Raw genomic sequence first — 17,406 nt, 5'->3', positions numbered from 1 at the left:
AATATAGGTAGCCAATTAAAAAGGCTGTCTGAAAAATATTCAGACGGCCTCATATCATCATCGGTTTTATCAGTTTTTCATGGATTGCACCGGCGCGGGAATCCGTCCGCCGCGATTAACAAATATTTCGCAGCTACCTTCCTTTACCGGCATAATCGGCGCATAGCCCAGCAATCCGCCAAATTCCACGCTATCGCCGACATCTTTACCCGGCACGGGAATAATACGTACGGCAGTTGTTTTACTGTTAATCATACCGATGGCCGCTTCATCCGCAATAATGCCGGAAATGGTGGCTGCCGACGTGCTGCCCGGCACCGCTACCATATCCAAGCCTACCGAACAAACCGCGGTCATGGCTTCCAATTTATCTAATGTGAGCACACCGCTTTCGGCAGCAGCAATCATACCCTCATCTTCCGATACGGGAATAAAAGCACCGCTCAAGCCGCCTACCGCGCTTGATGCCATCATGCCACCTTTTTTCACGGCATCATTTAACAAAGCCAAAGCAGCCGTAGTGCCGTGCGTACCGCATACGCTCAAGCCCATTTCTTCCAAAATACGCGCCACAGAATCACCCACCGCCGGTGTCGGAGCAAGTGATAAATCCAAAATGCCAAAAGGAATATTCAGCATTTTACTGGCTTCATGGCCGATAAGCTCACCGACACGGGTAATTTTGAAGGCAGTTTTTTTCACCACCTCGGCTACTTCGGTTAAAGTAACCGCATTGGAATTTTCCAAAGCCGCTTTCACGACGCCGGGGCCGGATACGCCGATATTAATCACTGCCCCCGCTTCACCCGAACCGTGAAATGCACCTGCCATGAAAGGGTTATCTTCCACCGCATTGCAAAACACCACGATTTTGGCGCAACCGAAACCTTCCGGTGTGATTTCCGCCGTTCGTTTAATGGTTTCCCCCGCCAGCTTCACTGCGTCCATATTGATGCCCGCACGGGTCGAGCCGATATTAATCGAGCTACACACGATATCAGTGGTTTTCATCGCTTCGGGAATCGAACGGATCAATACTTCGTCTGCCGGCGACATTCCTTTTTGCACCAAAGCGGAAAAGCCGCCGATGAACGATACGCCGATGGCTTTTGCCGCCCTATCCAAAGTTTGGGCAATGCTCACATAGCTATCGGCACCGGTTGCCGCGGCAATTTGTGCAATCGGCGTTACCGAAATACGTTGGTTGACAATCGGAACACCGTATTTAGCCGACAAATGCTTTGCCGTAGCTACTAAATCTTTACCGATTGTAGTGATTTTATTGTAAATATTTTGGTTTAATACCTCGATATCGGGATGGATGCAGTCATGCAAGTCGATACCGATGGTAATGGTACGGACATCAAAGTTTTGATCCGCCACCATTTTGACAGTTTCCAAAATTTCGTTGGAGTGAATACTCGTTTGCATCACATCCCCTTAAATACGGTGCATAGCGTTAAAAATCTCTTCATTTTGCATACGGATATCCAAAGCAAGTTTTTTGCTTTCTTCTGCAAATAAATCTAAGATTTCCCGGCGGCTTTTCGGGCATTTTTTCGTATCAACCAAAATAATCATGGTAAAAAAATCATCCATTAGCTGCTGGCTGATGTTTAGGATATTCAATTGGTTTTCGGCCAACAGTTTGGATACATCGTAAACGATACCGATACGGTCTTTACCGATCACGGTAATAACAGAACTGCTCATCTTGTCGTTCCTTATGACTGGAGGTTGTCTTGTCGTATAAATACTTTCAGACGGCATTATAAATAAGGCCGTCTGAAAATCATTTGATTTATATCTCTTGAAATAAAATTATACAGATACTATCCGGTATCGTGTAATGTGTATTAAATCTTGATAAAAAGGCCGCCTGAACTTTCAGACGGCCTTATAACTCATTAAAAACAAATATTTAAAATAAATTAAATATTCAAATAATCCAGAATACCCTCGGCTGCATCCCGGCCTTCGGCAATAGCCGTAACGACCAAATCCGAACCACGGGTAATATCTCCTCCTGCAAACACTTTCGGATTGGCGGTTTGCTGCTTATAAGTACCACGCGCTTCAATACGGCCGCGGTTATCGGTTGTCACACCGACGCTTTGCAGCCACGGCATTTCATGCGGTGCGAAACCGAATGCCACAATAACCGCATCGCAATCGATAACTTCCTCACTACCCTCAATAATTTCGGCACGGCGGCGGCCTTTTTCATCAGGCTCACCCATACGGGTTTTCACAATACGGATACCGGTAACCTTACCTGTAGCATCGGTTTCAACGGCAACCGGATCTGCTTCTATCGCAACCGGTTGGGCATTAAATTGGAAAGCCACACCTTCTTCTTTAGCGTTGGTAAACTCTTTTTTACTACCCGGCATATTAGCCGCATCTCGACGGTAAACACAGGTAACTTCTGCCGCCCCTTGACGCACTGAAGTACGGACACAGTCCATAGCGGTATCGCCTCCGCCCAATACAACCACGCGTTTGCCCTCCATGCTGACATAGTCCGCACTTGGCAATCCGAGTAAATTTTGGGTATTACCAATCAAAAACGGCAACGCGGAATATACACCTTGGGCATGTTCGTTCGGAATATCGGCCTTCATACCTTGGTATGTACCGACGCCGAGGAATACCGCATCGTATTGTTCAACCAAATCCTGCAAGCCGATGTCTTTACCGATTTCCACGCCCAGCTTGAACTCGATACCCATTTCGCCGAACACTTCACGGCGGCGTACCATCACTTCTTTTTCCAACTTAAACGCAGGAATACCAAAGGTAAGCAGACCGCCAATCTCCTGTTGACGCTCATATACGGTCACGTCTACACCGTTACGTACCAACACATCGGCACAACCCAAACCGGCCGGCCCTGCACCGATAACGGCTACTTTTTTACCTGCTTTGGGTACATCATGCAGATTCGGTTTCCAACCCATCTCAAAGGCTTTTTCGGTAATGTATTTTTCCACATTGCCTATCGTTACCGCACCAAACTCTGCATTTAAGGTGCAATCGCCCTCGCACAAACGGTCTTGCGGGCAGACGCGTCCGCATACTTCCGGCAGACTATTCGTACTATGAGCCAGCTCCGCCGCTTCAATAATACGTCCTTCGTTAGCCAAGCGCAGCCAATTGGGAATATTGTTGTGCAGCGGGCATTTGTTTTGACAATACGGATTACCGCAAGCCAAACAACGGTCTGCCTGAGCTTGCGCCTGCTTGTCGCTGAAAGCCTGATAGATTTCTACGAAACTGGTTTTGCGCGTATTCAAGGGAATTTTCGGCGGATCGACACGCGGCAGGTCGATAAACTGATATACGTTTTCACGTTCGCTCATAGTGGTGTTCCTTGTATTTTGACGTCTGCCCTCCACAAACAGGAAAGGCAACCGATTATGTAATCGTTGGATAATCTACCTAAATGTTTTGCAAACCCGTTTTACGCTGCTTGACCTTAACCGGGGGTTAGACCTTATGCTTTTAATACTGCTTCTCCCGATCATACCAACTCAGGAAAATCCGATGAAAAACCGAATCTTGTTAATTTCCAATCTAACCACAGCCATTTTGCTTTCTGCCTGCCATATACCTGGACAGCCCGCCTCAATGCACAACGGGTATCACATCCAGAAAAACGGTACCGCACCGCATATCCAAGCCTATTTGCAAAGCATGGAACATATGCATCACGGTATGAATCAAGCGGCATATATCGCCAATCCAGACGCTGCTTTCAATGCGGGTATGATTCCCCATCATCAAGGAGCTGTCGCCATGGCTGAGATTGAGCTTAAATACGGCCGAGATCCAACCATGCGCAAACTGGCAAAAAATATTATTGCCGCCCAGAAGGCTGAGATCGAGACAATGTCCAACTGGCTAAAACAGCATCCGACGACTACCCCGCCTTCCGGTAAAGCCTATCCTCATACCCAAGCATATCTGGGTTTAAACCAACATCATGCTATGGCAGATGCGGCGAAGCATCCCGATCCCGATATTGCATTTGCCCAAGCTATGATTCCACATCACCAAGGGGCAATCGATATGGCGGAGATACAACTTCGCTACGGTACCAATCCGGCAACCCGAAAATTAGCAGAATCCATTATCGCGGCCCAGCGGCCTGAAATCGATTTAATGCGAAATTGGCTGAAGTCGGTTCAAAAATAATACCTTTATCCAATCAAACAGTCTTTTCAGACGGCCTGTTTAAATTTTTCAGGCCGTCTGAACTTTGGCACTTACTGAGTTACCAACCGTAGCTCGGTTACGGTTCGGCGTTTGTGTCCCAGCAGTGCATCCACATCATTTGCCTTGGGTTTTACCAGAACAAATTTACCGATATAGTTTTCCCAATCTGCCAATATTTCCTCGCCGATACGGCTGTGGGTCAGGCTCACATGACGCTCGATCAGGCCGCGCAAATGTTCTTGATGCATTGGTAAATCTTCAATACCCAATCCTTCTACCATTTCAGGATTGATACGGCCTTGGAAACAGCCGTCAACATCAAGTACATAAGCAAAGCCCCCCGTCATACCTGCGCCGAAGTTGATACCGGTTTTACCCAATACCGTTACCACACCACCGGTCATGTATTCGCAACCGTTATCGCCGATACCTTCTACTACCGTAGTTGCTCCCGAATTACGCACGGCGAAACGCTCGCCGGCACGACCTGATGCAAACAATTCGCCACTGGTCGCACCGTATAAACAGGTATTACCCGCAATAGTGGCTTTTTCGGCTTTAAACGCAGCACCATTGTGCGGTTTAATCACAATGCGCCCACCAGCCATACCTTTTCCGACATAGTCGTTGGCATCGCCGGTCAGTGTCAGATTGATGCCGCCGGCCAGCCATACGCCGAAGCTTTGACCCGCCGTGCCGTCAAAATGAAGGTTAAACGTTTGTTCGGCATTGCCACGGTTACCGTATTTTTCAGCAACCATGCCGGAAAGTGTAGCACCTACAGAACGGTCTACGTTGGTAATATCAAAACTCGCATCCATACTACCACCCGAAACAAATGCTTCTCGAGTTTCTTCTACAATCGCCCTGTTCAGCAAGCCTTTATCAAACGGTTCGTTAGTCTGCGTGCAATAGCGCGCGCTGCCTTCCGGCACTTTAGGCGCATACAGCAACTTGCTTAAATCCAAACCGCGCTGTTTGGAAGTTTTACCTTCAACGATTTCCAACAAATCTGTACGGCCGATTAAATCGGTGAGTTTTTCCACGCCTAACTCAGCCATCAGCTCGCGCACGTCCTGTGCGATAAATTTGAAATAGTTCATCGCCTTTTCAGGCAGCCCGTGATAATGCTTGCTGCGTAAAGTATCGTCTTGGGTAGCGATACCGGTAGCGCAATTGTTCAGATGACAGATTCGTAAATAGCGACAACCCAAAGAAATCATCGGACCCGTACCGAAACCGAAACTCTCAGCTCCTAAAATAGCGGCCTTCACAATATCCAAACCGGTTTTCAAACCACCATCTACTTGCAGGCGGATTTTGTGACGCAAATTATTTTCTACCAGAGCCTGCTGCGCTTCGGCCAAACCGAGTTCCCAAGGAGAACCGGCATATTTCACGCTGGAAAGCGGACTTGCTCCCGTACCGCCGTCATAACCCGAAATAGTAATCAAATCAGCATAAGCTTTGGCTACACCGGTAGCAATCGTACCGACTCCGGGCAGCGATACCAGTTTTACCGATACCAAAGCCTTCGGATTTACCTGTTTCAAATCGAAAATCAGCTGTGCCAAATCTTCGATCGAATAAATATCGTGATGGGGCGGCGGAGAAATCAAGGTAGAACCCGGCACGGCATAGCGAAGCTGTGCAATATAAGGCGTTACTTTGTCGCCGGGCAACTGGCCTCCTTCGCCCGGCTTCGCACCTTGAGCCACTTTGATTTGAATAACATCGGCACTCATCAGATAGGCCGCCGTTACGCCGAAGCGGCCGGACGCGACTTGCTTGATCCGAGATACTTTTTCAGTACCATAACGGCGGGGATCTTCACCGCCTTCACCTGAGTTGGAATACCCACCCAAACGGTTCATCGCAATTGCCAATGCTTCGTGCGCTTCAGGGCTTAATGCACCAATTGACATAGCCGCACTGTCAAAACGCTTGTAGAGGTTTTCGGCTGGTTCTACTTTATCAATAGCGATAGACTCACGCCCTTCGATTTTCAAGCGTAATAAATCACGGATGGTGGTTACAGGGCGGTTGTTCACCGTATCGGCATAAAGACGGTATTTGCTGTAATCTCCGCTATTGCAAGCCGCCTGCATAGTATTAACCACTTCAGGATTGTAAGCGTGATACTCGCCTTGAGGTTTAAACTTGAGCAAGCCGCCCGCGTCAATGCCTTTGCTACGCTGCCATGCACGCTTGCGTTGGCTGCAAAGCTGCTCATGCAGGTCGGCAAATGTCGCACCTTCTACACGGCTGGTAATGCCGGGGAAACACAAACGAGTAACTTCGCTGCTGAAGCCAACCACTTCGAACAAATGGGCTGCACGATAGGATGCAATGCAGGAAATACCCATTTTCGACATGATCTTGTACAAACCTTTATTCACACTATTGCGGAAGTTGGCCATAACAACACGCAGCGGTTTGGTAATCGCCCCCACATTTACCATATGCCCCAAGCTTTCATAAGCCAGATACGGATAAACAGCAGTCGCACCCAAGCCGATCAATACTGCGAAATGGTGCGGATTGCGGGCAGAACCTGTTTCTACAATGATATTGGCATCACAACGCAAGTTGGTTGCTACCAAGCGATTTTGTACTGCGCCTACGGCAAGTGCAGCAGGGATATGCTGGCGGTCTTTGGCAATATTTTTATCAGACAATACCAACAATACGGCGCCATCGCGTACCGCTGCTTCGGCATCATCACAAAGTTTTTCCAAGGCTTCTTTGAGGTTACGCTCATCTGGGCTGTAAACCATGTCAAGTACAACATGCTTATAGTGTTCGGCAGGCAAGCGCAATAATTGTTGCATATCGGAATACAACAGAACCGGCGATTTGAAGTTTACACGATGCGACATGCCTTCAGCTTCGAAAAACACGCTCATCTCACGGCCGATACTGGTAGCCAAACTCATCACATGTGCTTCTCGCAATGGATCGATAGGCGGATTGGTTACTTGGGCGAAATACTGACGGAAATAGTCGTACATCAGGCGTGGGCGTTCACTCAATACGGCAAACGGCGCATCATCACCCATCGAACCTACAGGCTCCTGACCGTTCTCGCCCATCACGCGCACGGTACTTTCCAATTCCTCAAGATCGTAAAGGAACTGCTTGTGATATACGGCAAGCGTTTCAGTATCCATATTCGCTTCGCCCACTTCGTTTTCCGGCAATTGCTCAAACGGAATCAGGCGCTGTACGTTTTTATCCAACCAACTACGGTAAGGGTGGCGCGCACGTAATTCATCATCAATTTCATGAGAATGCATCAGCTTGCCTTTGCCGGTATCAATCACCAGTAATTCGCCGGGGCCGACGCGGCCCTTGTCTACCACTTCATCAGGGGCGTAGTCCCAAATACCTACTTCCGAAGCAATGGTAATCAAACGGTCTTGGGTGATGACATAACGTGCCGGACGCAAACCGTTGCGATCGAGGTTACAAGCTGCGTAACGGCCGTCTGAAAGCACGATGCCGGCCGGACCGTCCCATGGCTCCATGTGCATGGAATTGAAATCATAGAATGCGCGCAAATCATCGCTCATATCCGGGTTCTGCTGCCATGCGGGCGGCACCAACAGACGCATAGCACGGAACAAATCCATACCGCCATTAACAAATAGCTCCAGCATATTATCAAGCGAACTCGAGTCGGAACCGGTTTCATTAACAAACGGAGCAGCAGTTGCCAAATCGGGAATCAACGGTGTGCGGTATTTATAAGCACGTGCGCGTGCCCATGCGCGGTTCCCAGAAATCGTATTGATTTCACCATTATGCGCAAGATAGCGGAACGGCTGGGCCAACTTCCAGCGCGGCATAGTATTGGTTGAAAAACGCTGATGGAACAAACAGATTGCTGACTGCATACGCAAATCGGCCAAGTCCAGATAAAACTTGGGCAAGTCTTTAGGCATGCACAAGCCTTTATAGATAATGGTTCTGTTTGAGAGGCTACAGATATAGAAATCATCATGATCAATGCGTTTCTCAATACGGCGGCGGGTTACAAACAAACGCCGCTGTACATCTTGAATACGCCAGCCACTGGGCGCATTGATAAACACTTGCTTGATTTTGGGCATGTCGGCAGCGGCAATAGAACCCAATACCGATACATTGGTAGGTACGTCACGCCACGCCGCCACACTTAAGGTTTCATTTATCAACTCTTCATTGATAATGGCAATGTATTGTTGTGCCAATGCTTCGTCTTGCGGCAGGAAAATTTGTCCGACGGCAAAATTTTGCGCTAACGAAAACCCTTCTTCCTTGGCAACGGTTTGGAAAAACGTGGTAGGCATCTGCAACAGCAAACCGCAGCCATCACCTGTTTTGCCGTCTGAAAGAATGGCGCCACGGTGTTGCATACGTGACAAGCCGAGAATAGCGGTACGAACCACTTTATGGCTTGGTTCACCATCAATATTGGCGATTAGGCCGAATCCGCAATTTTCTTTTTCCAGTGTACGATCATACAGCATGGACATAATGAACCTTTCCTGCAAATTGTTGTAGAGGCTGCCGCTCTTGCATCTGCTTCAAACATCATCAAGTGTAATAAAAATACTTGAGATTTACGGTAATGCGGGCAAGTGTATTTAGTTAATCTTTAGGCTATCTAAAATACGGAAATTGTTGTCAATCGTCAAAGGTTTTTTTCAGTTTCATGGAAAGCAAACTCAATAAAAACAGGAATAAAATAAATATTTATTTCAATTAAAAAATTTATTTAATATTTTAAATTATAATTAGATGTATTTTTGACACTTAATATTAAATTAACAGGCTTTAACAATTTTGCTTGTTTTTTGTCATTTTATATGATTTGCACACATCTCTTAAAATATGAGCTTTCAAACAAGACCGAATCTTTTGAATGGCACAAAAATACCTGCCGCAATTGATCGGCAGGTATCTGTAGATTTATTACACAATCTATTTCAAGCTAGTTTAGCTACTTATGCTAAGGCCGTACGCATCTGATCAATCACCGCTTTATAGTCGGCCTGACCGAAAATAGCTGATCCGGCAACAAAAGTATCTGCACCAGCATCTGCAATAGCAGCAATATTATCGACCTTGATCCCCCCGTCTACTTCTAAAGCAATGCGGCGTCCGCTCTCGCTTTCATACATGTCCAATAAATCCCGTACTTGGCGTATTTTAACCAAGGTTTGCGGAATAAAACTTTGGCCTCCGAAGCCCGGGTTAACCGACATCAATAACACCATGTCCAGGCGCTCCAATACATTTTCCAACAGATAAACAGGTGTCGCCGGGTTCAATACCAAACCAGCCTGGCATCCGGCATCTTTAATCAAACTCAAACTACGGTCGATATGCCGACTGGCCTCCGGATGGAAAGTGATGATATCGGCTCCTGCTTTAGCAAACGATTGGATCAAATCATCTACCGGTTCCACCATCAAATGAACATCAATAGGCACGGTAGCATATGGTTTTAAGGCCTCGCATACCATCGGTCCGAAAGTCAGATTAGGAACATAATGATTATCCATTACGTCAAAATGAATTAAATCTGCTCCCGCAGCAATAACATCACGAACCTCCTCACCCAAACGGGCAAAGTCTGCAGATAAAATACTGGGGGCGATACGGTAATTTGTCACGTTGGTATTCTCCATTTTTCAGGCGGCATATGATTTACAATATACCGTTTGCAGTACCGTAATACCTTATTAATTTATTAGACAGTACTGCAGCTTTGGTTGATAATGCGGTTTTACGCAAGTTTACGGCCATTATACCGTGTTTCACACGCCCATCGGCTACATTCCTCAATAGATTGAATGATAGGGAAAACAACTGTGCTGCACTTTCATCCGCTCCGTCCGCTTGTTATCAAAACCACATTATTTGGTGCTTTGCTCAGTAGTGCCAGCTTATTATCTGCCACCCCCTTATCAGCACCCTTGGATGATTTCCAACCCAATTGCGATATCCGCCAGCTTTCTCTCACTCCTGAACAGCGCAACCAATTGCGCACCATCCGTTACGATTACAAACGCGAACTCGACCAAGCCAACAGCAAAAATAACCGTATCAGCCGCTCCCGCCATCCTACACTGATGCGGCTGCTTTCCGCGGAAAGCTTTAACGAAAACGCTGCCCGTGATTATATCCAAGCCCGCTATATGCCCAGTATGGATTTCGCAATAGGCGAATTAAAAATCCAGCACCGTTTTTACCAATTGCTTACCCCGATGCAACGCCAACAATGGTTAAAAGCCTGCTTGAAATAAATCATCATTAATCCATCACATGCCGCGACTTGAAAATTCAAAACGCGGCATGTGTACATTTAAGACAGGCGGCAAGAAGCTTATAACTAAAGATTGCCTTTACTCATTCTTTTTCAGACGGCCTCATAATCAAGTATGCTCATAACAAAACAAAGCGCATAACAAACCTGTAAAAGAAATAGACACTCTAGAATCTTTGCCCTATTCTCTTAAATTTCCACCATCACTCTCTGCAAAGGAAAGCCATGAAAATCGCAGCCAGCAAAGGGACTGAATTTGCATTTGAAGCCGACTACAAAACGATGGATATCGATCTTACCGATTTCACCAATGTATGTGCAGTAGTGGCCACAATCGAAGATCTGCCTACGGTGTGGGAAGAATTAGAACGGCTCGGCTTTGCCATACCGATTTTTGCCGCTGTGGAATATGGTCAAAGCGTACCCCCCGAGTGGCTTCCTGAAGTATATGGAGTGATCGAACTCTCACTGGATCAAAAATATTATAACGGGCAGCTCATCAACGCTGCCGCATCCGACTACATCGATTCCCTAGACCCGCCTTTTTTCCAAGCCCTCAAAGACTATACCGATTATGGAAATGCCGCTTTCGACTGCCCCGGTCATCAAGGCGGCCAATTTTTCCGCAAACACCCTTCGGGCCGGCGTTTTTTCCTTTATTTCGGAGAAACATTATTCCGTGCCGATTCATGTAACGCCGATGTACGCCTAGGCGACCTACTGATTCACGAAGGCCCGGCTTATACCGCACAGGCACATGCCGCCAAAGTTTACAATGCTGATAAAACCTACTTTGTTCTAAACGGCACCTCTGCCGCTAACAAAGTATGTATCAACGCACTCGTCGCACCCGGTGATTTGGTTTTATTCGACCGCAATAACCACAAATCGGTACATCACGGCGCATTAACAATGAGCGGCGGCATCCCCGTTTATATGCAGACAGCCCGAAATGCCTACGGACTAATCGGTGGAATTCCAGAAAGTGATTTTGACGAAGCCTCTATTCGCAAACGCATCAGGGCAGTTTCCCCCGAGCGTGCCGATAGCCCACGCCCATTCCGCTTAGCCGTCATCCAATTGGGTACTTACGACGGTACCATTTACAATGCGCGCCAAGTTGTCGACCGCATCGGCCATCTATGCGACTACATCCTTTTTGATTCGGCATGGGTAGGCTACGAGCAATTCATCCCTATGATGCGCGACTGCTCGCCTTTACTGCTAGAGTTGAATGAAAACGATCCCGGCATTCTGGTTACCCAGTCCGTACACAAACAACAAGCCGGATTCTCACAAACTTCGCAAATCCATAAAAAAGACAATCACATTAGCAAACAAGCACGATACTGCAACCACAAACGCTTTAACAATGCCTTCATGATGCACGCATCCACCAGCCCGTTTTATCCATTGTTTGCATTGCTGGACGTTAACGCCAAAATGCACGAAGGCAAAGCCGGACAGCGTATGTGGCGTGAATGTGTACTTGGTGGCATCGAAGCGCGGAAAATGCTGCTACAAACCTGCAAACTTATCAAGCCTTTTGTTCCTCCTACCGTTCACGACAAACCTTGGCAGGATTACGAAAGTGAAGATATGGTCGACGATATTTCATTCTTCCGCTTTGCAAAAGATGCTTCTTGGCACGACTTCGACGGCTATGCAGAAAATCAATACTTCATCGACCCCTGCAAACTGCTGCTTACAACCCCCGGCATCAACCGTGAAACAGGCGAGTATGAGCCCAGCGGTATTCCTGCTTCCGTATTGGCGCATTATCTCCGCCAACGCTCACTGATTCCCGAAAAAGCAGATTTAAACTCAATTTTGTTTCTACTGACTCCGGCGGAAAACATGGCCAAGTTCCAGCATTTGGTTGCAACCATCGCCCGCTTCGAAGAACTTTACGAAGCCAATACTTTGGTGCGTGAAATGCTTCCCGGCCTTGCCGCCGCATACCCTATTTACCAAAATATGCGGATTCAGGAATTGTGCCAACGTATGCACGACTTTTACCACAAACATCAATTAAATCAATTGCTGCAAGACATGTTCCGGAGAGACAAATGGCCGGCTACAAAACTAATGCCGTCTGAAACGCATCATGCCTATGTTCGCAACGATATCGAATTAGTACCTTTAAGCCTGATCGAAGGCCGTATTGCCGCTGAAGGTGCCCTTCCTTATCCTCCGGGCGTACTTTGTATCGTACCTGGAGAAATCTGGGGAGGAGCCGTATTAGCCTACTTCCGTGCATTGGAAGAAAGTGTAAACGAACTGCCCGGCTTCGAACCTGAAATCCAAGGTGTTTACTGGGAGCGCGACGACAACGGCAGAAAATATGCTCTGGCCTATGTATTAAAGCAGTAACTAACAGCCTCTTCATAAAAGGCCGTCTGAAATCACAGCCAAAATTTCAGACGGCATTTTTATTGGTCTTTTTAAAATAATTTCTATTTATCTTCTCAATACATCACAACTTATCAAAATCAATTTCAGACAGCATATTAAAAACTAATATATACAATATCTTATATATTAAATCACATAGGTTGCAATCTAAATACTTCTTGTCAGAATCCTAGGCACGCACCGTAAATTTGTATTTAAAAGGCCGTCTGAAATAAATTCAGACGGCCTTTTCCTAAAAAAAGTAGATTAAGATTCAGCCATTTGTACCGCTTGAATCGCAGTTAAAGCAATGGTATACACAATATCATCTACCAACGCACCGCGCGACAAATCATTGACTGGTTTACGCAAACCTTGCAACATCGGGCCTACGCTCAACACATTCGCATTACGCTGTACAGCTTTGTAAGTACAGTTACCTGTGTTTAGATCAGGGAATACCAATACGGTTGCCTGCCCCGCCACTTTGCTATCAGGTGCTTTAGATTTGGCTACGCTCGGTACGGTAGCCGCATCATATTGAAGCGGACCGTCAATAGCTAAATCAGGACGCTTACTTTGAGCAATTTTAGTTGCTTCGGCAACCTTCTCTACCGCGGGGCCACTGCCAGAAGTACCAGTAGAATAAGAAATCATCGCTACTTTTGGTTCGATACCGAAAGCTTTTGCAGAATCGGCAGACTGAATGGCAATATCAGCCAATTGTTCGGCAGTAGGCTCAGGATTTACTGCACAGTCACCATATACCAATACTTGATTAGGCAATAACATAAAGAATACGCTTGAAACCAAGCTGGCGCCCGGAGCCGTTTTAATCAGCTGCAAAGCGGGGCGAATGGTATTGGCCGTTGTATGCACGGCGCCGGATACCAAACCGTCGACATCATTTTGCGCCATCATCATAGTACCTAGTACAACCGTATCCTGCAATTGCTCGCGTGCCTGCTCAGGAGTCAGGCCTTTGCTCTTACGCAATTCACACATCGGCTCTACATACTGTTCCACCAAAGTTGCCGGATCAATGATTTCCAAAGATTCAGGTAGTTTTATATGGCGTTCTTTCGCAACTGCCTCTACTTCGGCTCGTGGTGCCAACAACACACAGCGGGCAATGCCTTTTTCATGGCAAATAGCCGCAGCCTGAACAGTACGGGGTTCCGCACCTTCCGGCAAAACAATGCGTTTATTTGCTTTGCTGGCAGACTCCATCATATTGACGCGGAATTGTGCCGGAGACATTCGGCCGCCCGATTTCTTCAATAATAAATCGGCATTTTTAATGTTTTCACTGGAACCGAAATAAGTTAACCCTGTTTTCTCGGCAATAGTCGCACCTGCCCCTTCGTCACCGCCATCTAGCACAAAACCGGCCAACAAGCCCGGAGCAGTAACATATTCCTGCTTAGCCAAATTCAAACGCTCTGCCACACACTCCACATCATTGTTGGCGGTATAAACGGCAAATACTACGGCAGCATCAAAAGATAAAGCCAACTCAAGATTCTTAGTAGACAAGAATACTCGTTCGGCATCGGGTTTAATACCTTTAATAACTACATTTTCAGCATCAAGCTCGCCTACACGCGCAACTAACATATCAAACCAGTCATCGCTTTTGCCGGTGCTAATCAAACGCTCGGCCACACCCGAATCATCAAAAGCACGGTAGGTAGTCGCATTAGGCAGGGCAGAAGCAACAGCCTGAGTGACTGCCCAACCATCGGAACGGGTAGAAACAGGTACAACTAATACGTTTGCCATTATTTATCCTTTAAACGAACTTTCAGGGAAATTTTTTACATTATATCACTGCCGCAAAGCAGTTTATACGCCAAGCTTATTTTGCTTATACGCATACAATGGATGCGATAAAGAATATACAATAGAACGGATAATTTGTAATAATTTAAAACGAATTTATTTATTGGAATTAATGGGAAAAATAATAATCAGACTAAGTAACAAACCAAGACAACCCTTTTCTTATCCAAGATAATTCCTCAAATAAATACGGGGTAAAATCAGATAAGAAAGTTTGAAAGTAGCTTGCCAAGTAAGTATTTGCTTACTTAATTGCTTCACTCGAACAAACCAGCCAAAGAAAAGCAAATCCCACTACCTAAAAAGTAGTGGGATTTGCAATAATACTGGCGGAGAATGAGGGATTCGAACCCTCGATGCAGGTTTCAGCCCACATGCACCCTTAGCAGGGGTGTGCCTTCAGCCTCTCAGCCAATTCTCCGTCGAGAGATGAGAACTATACCGAACAAGAAAATATGTGTCAAGCATTGAAAGTACCATTATCACAAAAAATCAAAGTTATTCATACTAATCATCTGAATTACATTGAAATTCTATTTCTACAGATTTAACAAACTTGCTAAGGCATATAAAATATTACTCTTTCCACGGCAGCCACATTTTTGCCAAGATATACATCAATAAGCCACCCACACCCAATAGCGCAAAAATAATGCCTTTTCTACGGGCATTCGGGCAAAACCAATAAATGGCGATACTGAAACTAAAAAATAAAGCGGTTACAACACCAACCAACCGCCACTCTTTATAACGATTGAGCGGGTAACTTTCAGTTACTACAACATACATCTGCCATAAAGCCGCCATACACATACTCAGTATGCCCGCCGGCAAAAATAAAATCCCAAGTGCTTCTTTACTAATCATGAAATTACCAAGTTTTGAATAAGAAACAGCTATAAATAATCAGTACCCTATTGATTTTCTGATAATAAAATCTAACAAACAGTAGCGGCTTACGGGTATTAATACGGATAATACTTCGCAGGATATTCATCAAAAATAAATTTAATGTTTTTCAGATGGCCTGCTCCCCCATTCTACTTTCACAACCGCAACCCCATACACAATTCCAATTATTTTTTAGATAACAATAGCTTTACAGCATTATATAACATATAAAACAGGCCGGCTGATAATTCAGACGGCCTGTTTCCAAATTACGGCTAGTTAAAATTAATATTGCTTATCCATGTAAAGCACGTTTATCTACAGCTAATGCAGCCTCGTGCATCACTTCGGATAAAGTCGGGTGCGCATGTACAATGCGGGCAATATCTTCGCTGCTGGCAGAGAATTCCATACTCATCACACCCTCTGCTACCAATTCGCTCACAACCGGGCCGATCATATGGATACCCAGTACGCGATCGGTTTTGGCATCTGCCAAAACTTTAATCAGGCCCTTGGCTTTTCCTAAGGCTAATGCTCGGCCATTAGCACCAAAGTTTGACGTACCTTTTTTATATTCAACACCTTCAGCTTTTAACTGTTCCTCAGTTTTACCCACCCATGCGATTTCCGGATCAGTGTAGATAACGAAAGGAATGGTATTAAAATCAAGATGCGGTTTTTGTCCGGCGATACGCTCGGCAACAGCAACGCCTTCATCACTGGCTTTATGTGCAAGCATCGGACCGCGTACTACGTCGCCAATTGCCCATACATTAGGCAGGTTGGTGCGACACTCTCCGTCTACTTTAATAAATCCACGCTCGTCTTTTTCCAAACCGACAGCCTCGGCATTCAAACCTTCAGTATTCGGAATACGGCCAATAGAAATGATTAATTTATCAAATGTTTCGGTTTTTTGTTCGCCTGCCGCTTCATAACTTACCGACACACCGCCTTCAACATTTTTAATTTCATTAAGCTTCACGCCCAATTTAATGTCTAAGCCCTGTTCTTTGGTAAAGACTTTAAGGGCTTCTTTGGCAATTTGCTGATCAGCCGCTGCCAAAAATGTAGGCATAGCTTCAAGAATAGTTACTTCAGCGCCGACACGCTTCCACACCGAACCCATTTCCAAACCGATAACACCCGAGCCGATTACGCCTAATTTTTTCGGCACTTCCGTCAGGTTCAATGCACCTTCGTTATCCAACACATTAACGTTATCAATATCAATCAAAGGCAGAGGGCGTGGCACGGAACCGGTAGCGACAATCACTTGTTTGGCCTCAACCACGCTTTTTTCACCGTTGTTGTCAACTTCAATTTGCCATAAATCACCGTTTTTGCCCTTGAAGCTGCCTTTGCCGAACAAACTGGTTACTTTGTTTTTTTGGAAAAGGAATTTCACACCGCCTGTCAGTTTGGTAACGATAGCGTCTTTGCGTTCGACCATCTTCGCGGCATCGAATTTCAATCCGTCAACACTGATGCCGTGTTCTGCAAAATCATGTTGGGCAGCATGAAAGTGCTCTGATGATTGCAGCAATGCTTTCGACGGAATACAACCTACATTCAGACAAGTACCACCCAAAGCAGGAGCATCTCCAGCTTTGTTTACTCCTGCATCGATACACGCAGTTTTAAAACCAAGTTGTGCTGCGCGGATAGCGGCAATATAACCGCCGGGGCCGGCACCAATCACTACTACATCAAATTGAGACATCAAAAATCCTTTGCATAATTTG

Annotated in this window: 11 protein-coding genes and 1 tRNA gene; 3 read left to right on the top strand and 9 right to left on the bottom strand. The window is 46.0% G+C overall.

What is annotated here, in order from left to right:
- Window positions 1-69 precede the first annotated feature (69 nt).
- The 3 genes from ACEPPX_RS05020 to ACEPPX_RS05010 form a co-directional block, all read right to left on the bottom strand.
- On the bottom strand, window positions 70-1,431 hold the full coding sequence (locus tag ACEPPX_RS05020; protein WP_416623180.1) for a PFL family protein: 1,362 nt from the start codon (window positions 1,429-1,431) through the stop codon (window positions 70-72).
- 9 nt (window positions 1,432-1,440) lie between these two features.
- Entirely contained in the window at window positions 1,441-1,713 is a 273-nt protein-coding gene (locus ACEPPX_RS05015; protein ID WP_047760529.1) for an ACT domain-containing protein, read from the bottom strand.
- Window positions 1,714-1,931: 218 nt separating this feature from the next.
- Window positions 1,932-3,362 carry an FAD-dependent oxidoreductase gene (locus ACEPPX_RS05010; protein WP_416623179.1) on the bottom strand — a complete coding sequence of 477 codons (1,431 nt, stop codon included), beginning with the start codon at window positions 3,360-3,362 and terminating at the stop codon, window positions 1,932-1,934.
- 184 nt (window positions 3,363-3,546) lie between these two features.
- Between ACEPPX_RS05010 and ACEPPX_RS05005 the strand changes: the two genes are divergently transcribed.
- A complete protein-coding gene (locus ACEPPX_RS05005) occupies window positions 3,547-4,197 on the top strand; it encodes a DUF305 domain-containing protein (protein WP_416623178.1) in 651 nt (216 codons plus the stop codon).
- A 71-nt stretch (window positions 4,198-4,268) separates the two neighbouring features.
- On the opposite strand, the gene gltB is transcribed toward ACEPPX_RS05005, so the two are convergent.
- Together gltB and rpe are read right to left on the bottom strand one after the other, a co-directional pair.
- Window positions 4,269-8,735 carry a glutamate synthase large subunit gene (gene gltB, locus ACEPPX_RS05000; protein ID WP_416623177.1) on the bottom strand — a complete coding sequence of 1,489 codons (4,467 nt, stop codon included), beginning with the start codon at window positions 8,733-8,735 and terminating at the stop codon, window positions 4,269-4,271.
- 471 nt (window positions 8,736-9,206) lie between these two features.
- On the bottom strand, window positions 9,207-9,878 hold the full coding sequence (gene rpe / locus ACEPPX_RS04995) for a ribulose-phosphate 3-epimerase (RefSeq protein WP_416623176.1): 672 nt from the start codon (window positions 9,876-9,878) through the stop codon (window positions 9,207-9,209).
- Window positions 9,879-10,076: 198 nt separating this feature from the next.
- Between rpe and ACEPPX_RS04990 the strand changes: the two genes are divergently transcribed.
- Entirely contained in the window at window positions 10,077-10,511 is a 435-nt protein-coding gene (locus ACEPPX_RS04990; RefSeq protein ID WP_416623175.1) for a Spy/CpxP family protein refolding chaperone, read from the top strand.
- Between the two features lie 245 nt (window positions 10,512-10,756).
- On the top strand, window positions 10,757-12,904 hold the full coding sequence (speC, locus tag ACEPPX_RS04985) for an ornithine decarboxylase (protein ID WP_416623174.1): 2,148 nt from the start codon (window positions 10,757-10,759) through the stop codon (window positions 12,902-12,904).
- A gap of 288 nt (window positions 12,905-13,192) precedes the next feature.
- Here speC and pta read toward each other — a convergent pair whose 3' ends face one another.
- The 4 genes from pta to lpdA form a co-directional block, all read right to left on the bottom strand.
- Complete coding sequence (gene pta, locus ACEPPX_RS04980; protein ID WP_416623173.1) at window positions 13,193-14,707, bottom strand: phosphate acetyltransferase; 1,515 nt, start codon at window positions 14,705-14,707, stop codon at window positions 13,193-13,195.
- A gap of 387 nt (window positions 14,708-15,094) precedes the next feature.
- Window positions 15,095-15,188, bottom strand: a tRNA-Ser gene (locus tag ACEPPX_RS04975).
- A gap of 155 nt (window positions 15,189-15,343) precedes the next feature.
- On the bottom strand, window positions 15,344-15,631 hold the full coding sequence (locus ACEPPX_RS04970) for a hypothetical protein (protein ID WP_416623261.1): 288 nt from the start codon (window positions 15,629-15,631) through the stop codon (window positions 15,344-15,346).
- 322 nt (window positions 15,632-15,953) lie between these two features.
- The gene (lpdA, locus tag ACEPPX_RS04965) at window positions 15,954-17,384 is read right to left on the bottom strand and encodes a dihydrolipoyl dehydrogenase (protein ID WP_416623172.1); all 1,431 of its coding nucleotides are present in this window, start codon (window positions 17,382-17,384) and stop codon (window positions 15,954-15,956) included.
- Window positions 17,385-17,406: the final 22 nt, after the last annotated feature.

It is taken from the genome of Neisseria sp. S1, assembly GCF_048060015.1.
GTDB classification, from domain to species: Bacteria; Pseudomonadota; Gammaproteobacteria; order Burkholderiales; family Neisseriaceae; genus Neisseria; species Neisseria arctica.
This window is presented reverse-complemented; position numbering and strand designations above follow the sequence as displayed.